Source organism: Rhodoferax sp. UBA5149 (assembly GCF_002413825.1).
Taxonomy (GTDB): domain Bacteria; phylum Pseudomonadota; class Gammaproteobacteria; order Burkholderiales; family Burkholderiaceae_C; genus Rhodoferax.
The window spans coordinates 5,771-9,458 of record NZ_DHXT01000211.1 but is presented as its reverse complement, the minus strand read 5'-3'; the positions used below and the strand labels follow the sequence as shown (position 1 = coordinate 9,458).

At 56.6% G+C, this 3,688-nt stretch carries 4 protein-coding genes and 1 tRNA gene (1 of these 5 only partly in view); all 5 read right to left on the bottom strand.

The features are described from left to right. A tRNA-Ser gene (locus B3V69_RS19050) sits at nt 1-79 on the bottom strand; it reaches 234 nt to the left of the window's first position. 108 nt (nt 80-187) lie between these two features. Beyond that, the gene (locus tag B3V69_RS19045) at nt 188-1,318 is read right to left on the bottom strand and encodes a branched-chain amino acid ABC transporter substrate-binding protein (protein ID WP_296448842.1); all 1,131 of its coding nucleotides are present in this window, start codon (nt 1,316-1,318) and stop codon (nt 188-190) included. 110 nt (nt 1,319-1,428) lie between these two features. Further along, on the bottom strand, nt 1,429-1,740 hold the full coding sequence (locus tag B3V69_RS19040; RefSeq protein WP_296448840.1) for a hypothetical protein: 312 nt from the start codon (nt 1,738-1,740) through the stop codon (nt 1,429-1,431). After that, nucleotides 1,740-2,165 (bottom strand): DNA polymerase III subunit chi, encoded by a 426-nt coding sequence (locus tag B3V69_RS19035; protein WP_414707582.1) that lies wholly within the window; start codon nt 2,163-2,165, stop codon nt 1,740-1,742. The genes B3V69_RS19040 and B3V69_RS19035 overlap by 1 nt, the downstream gene beginning before the upstream one ends. Nucleotides 2,166-2,186: 21 nt before the next feature. Next, nucleotides 2,187-3,626 (bottom strand): leucyl aminopeptidase, encoded by a 1,440-nt coding sequence (locus B3V69_RS19030; protein ID WP_296448838.1) that lies wholly within the window; start codon nt 3,624-3,626, stop codon nt 2,187-2,189. Between the last annotated feature and the right edge of the window lie 62 nt (nt 3,627-3,688).

The following is a 3,688-nucleotide window of genomic DNA, read 5'->3' as shown; positions in this document are numbered from 1 at the left end:
GCGGGATTCGAACCCGCGGAGGGTTTGACCCCTCGTACGCTTTCCAGGCGTATGACTTAAACCGCTCATCCACCGCTCCAGCAACCCAGTAGTTTAACTGAGCCAAGAGCCGATTTCTGCCTCACAGGCCAAAGGGTCAAGAAAAAAGCCACGCGAAGGTGGCTTTTTAGCGGTGCAAAGAACTGGATCAGTTCAAGGCAATTTTCTTGTCACCCTTGTAGGTGTACAGGGTCATGGCGGGATTCTTCAATTCGCCGTTCGATTCAAACTGCACCTTGGTGGTGATGCCTTGGTAGTTCGTCGAACCAATGAATGACGTGTAGACCTTGGGATCTGCACTGCCCGCACGCTTCATGGCGTCAACCAACACATGAATCGCATCGTAGACGTAAGGGCTATAAAGCTGGAACTGGCCTGGGTACTTGGCGTCGTAACGCTTTTTCCAGGCAACGCCGCCTGGCATCTTTTCCAACGATGCACCACCTTCAGCGCAAATCACATTGTTCAATGTCTGGGCGCCGCCTGAGAGTTTGATGATTGCCTGGTCACAGACACCATCACCGCCAAAGAATTTCACATTGGTGAGTCCAAGCTGCTCCATTTGGCGCAGCATCGGACCCGCTTGCGGACTCATCCCACCGTAGAAAATACCATCAGGATTCTTCGACTTGGCGGACGTCAGGATGGACATGAAATCCACCGACTTGTCGGTGGTGAACTGCTCATCGACGATGGTGATGCCCTTGGCCGTTGCCATCTTCTTGAACACTTCAGCGACGCCCTGGCCGTAAGCGGTACGGTCATCAATCATGGCAATGCGCTTGAGTTTCAAAGCGTCAGCGGCAAAAAAGGCCAGACCGGCACCCAGTGCGTTGTCATTGGCCAGCAAGCGGAAGGTGGTTTTGTAACCGGGCTTCGTCAGATCGGGGTTGGTCGCCGACGGCGTAATCATCGGAATTCCGCAATCGTTGTAAATTTTGGAAGCGGGAATGGTGGTGCCAGAGTTCAGGTGACCAACCACACCAACGACTTTGGCGTCGCACAGCTTTTGCGCAACGGCTGCACCTTGCTTGGGATCTGCTGCGTCATCTTCAGCCACGAGTTCAAACTTGGCCTTCTTGCCACCGATCATCACGCCAGCGGCATTCAGATCTTCAATGGCCATCCGGGCACCATTCTCATTGTCTTTTCCGTAAGACGCCTGTGCGCCAGAAATCGGGGCCACGTGACCGATCTTGATGACCACGTCCTGCGCCATGGCCATGCCAGCGGCGGCGGCAATCGCGGCGGCAACGGTAATTTTCAATTTCATTTGCATAGACAACTCCAGATTTAAAAAAATTTGAATCTAACAGCTCCACAGCCGACACGATAATGTAATTCGTGGGTCACAAACAGAGGGACGACACCAAGCTGCCTGGTGCCACATTATTTCAACTTATGCTGATCTGACCGCGACGTCATCGCTTCAGACACGGCTTGGCGCACGACGAGTTCCAGTTCTTGCCGAAGGCGTGTACTCAGGGTCTGCAGTTGTTCACTCATCAGGGTTCGAAGCATGGCATCGGCTTCCTCACGCAGGCGGCGCTCCAGCACCAGATCCACCCGCGGCATCACGGACTGCACTATTTCTTCAAGATCGGGGATTGCCGTAGTCGACGCGCCGACCAAAACCCGTGGACGCACGACCTCGGTCAGTGTTGGCAAATAGCGGGGCAGATGACGCGGTGTCGTGCTCATCACTGAGAGGTTTTCAAAGTCAGATCGTGACGCGTGATGGCATAACCGCGATCGGCATAATGCTTCCAGCGGCTTCGCGCCAGCCGACGGTCGTCATCCTCCAGACCAACGATCTCAATCACCCGCTCAAAGCGCTCAAAATCGACGGGCACCAAAATGCCCAGATTGAGCAACACCTGCCGATGCGGCACGGACTGCGTCGACGTCGCCAGGATCACGGGAGAGGCCGCGACGACATAAGGTTCGCTCTCCAGATGACAGTGCGGCACAAAATCGACGGGCGAAAAAGTCCACAGCGCGGCATCAAGCTGCTTCAATATATCTGGCAAGCCCGTCACCACCAGCTTCGCTCCACTGCCCACGGCCTTGCGCAGCAGCCGACAGGCATAGGCCACCCGATCAGGCGCATTGAAATGAAAAGCCACCTCGGTCACGTGTAACGCCACTTATTTTGCCGAAGTCAGCAGGTAGTCCAGCAGCAGCGCGACCGGACGACCGGTAGCCCCTTTGGCGGCACCACTCTTCCAGGCCGTTCCGGCGATATCCAGATGAGCCCAAGGGAATTTGGCCGTGAAGCGCTGCAAAAATTTGGCCGCCGTGATGGCGCCCCCGGCGCGTCCGGCCACATTGGCCACATCGGCAAAACTGGTTTTAAGACCTTCCGCGTAATCGTCGTCCAGCGGCATGCGCCAGCAAAGATCAAGCGAAGATTCACCCGCCGACAACAGGGCCGAGGCCAGTTCATCGTCACCAGAGAAAAGACCGCTGCGCACACCACCCAAGGCCACCACGCAGGCGCCAGTCAGCGTGGCAACGTCCACCACGGCACGCGGTTTGAAACGTTCGGCGTAAGTTAAAGCATCGCACAGCACCAGACGCCCTTCAGCATCGGTATTGAGAATTTCAATGGTCTGGCCATTCATGCTGGTGACCACATCGCCCGGTTTGACGGCCCGGCCACTGAGCAGGTTTTCGCAGGTGGGAATCAAGCCGACCACATTAATATTGGGTTGTAACTCCGCCAAGGCTCGAAAAACGCCCAACACACTGGCGGCCCCTGACATATCAAACTTCATCTCGTCCATCTCGGCGGCGGGTTTGATGGAAATGCCACCGCTGTCAAAAGTGATGCCCTTGCCCACCAGCACCGTGGGCGACTCGGACTTCGCCGCGCCCTCATAACGCAACACAATGAAGCGCAAGGGTTCTTCAGAACCTTGGGCCACCGCCATGAAAGCGCCCATTGCCAGCTTGGCCACCTCTTTGGGGCCCAGCACTTCGCATTTGATATTCGGGAACTTGGCCAATGACCGTGCCGCCCCTGCCAACAGCGAGGGCGTGGCATGGTTTGCGGGACGATTGGCCCATTCCTTGGCGTACTCAATGCCCTTCACAGCCGCCACGGCCTGGTCAAACATGGGCTTGATCTTTGTCGGGCCGGGCAAGCCCATGACAACGCGCTGAATCGACCTGCCCTCGGGTTTTGATTTGGTGGTGGTATAGACATAACTGGTCTCGGCTGCCGCTATCACGGCGGCGCGGACTGTCTCTTCCTGGGGCAAGGTCGCAAAACAGATCACCAGCTTCTTGACGTTAGGCGCTTTGACCGCCGCGACGGCTGCACCCAGGGCCTGTCGCACCTCTTTGGCTGAACCCTCCCCGATGCCCGCCAGTACTGCGCGTGAACAGGCCACCCCGGCCGGGCGGTATAAAACCAGCAATTTTCCGGCTTTGGTTTCCAGGTCGCCGACCTTCAATGTGTGCGCGACAAGCGCCGATAAAACGTCTTTTCCGGGCTTGAAAGACTGGCTCAGCAGGACAATCAGGGCGTCGCCTTTCTCATTGGCGGCGGCACTCAGGTCAAGGGTCTTGAGTTCAAAGTTCATAATTCAGGTTTTCCAATCAGTAACGGACAGCGCTCGCATAGCGGCGGTCTGTCCCGCAAATT

What these genes read in the sequence shown, in the direction of transcription:
- B3V69_RS19045 (WP_296448842.1), bottom strand. Translation starts at nt 1,318, where the DNA reads ATGCAAATGAAATTGAAAATTACCGTTGCCGCCGCGATTGCCGCCGCC.
- B3V69_RS19030 (WP_296448838.1), bottom strand. Translation starts at nt 3,626, where the DNA reads ATGAACTTTGAACTCAAGACCCTTGACCTGAGTGCCGCCGCCAATGAG.
- B3V69_RS19040 (WP_296448840.1), bottom strand. Translation starts at nt 1,740, where the DNA reads ATGAGCACGACACCGCGTCATCTGCCCCGCTATTTGCCAACACTGACC.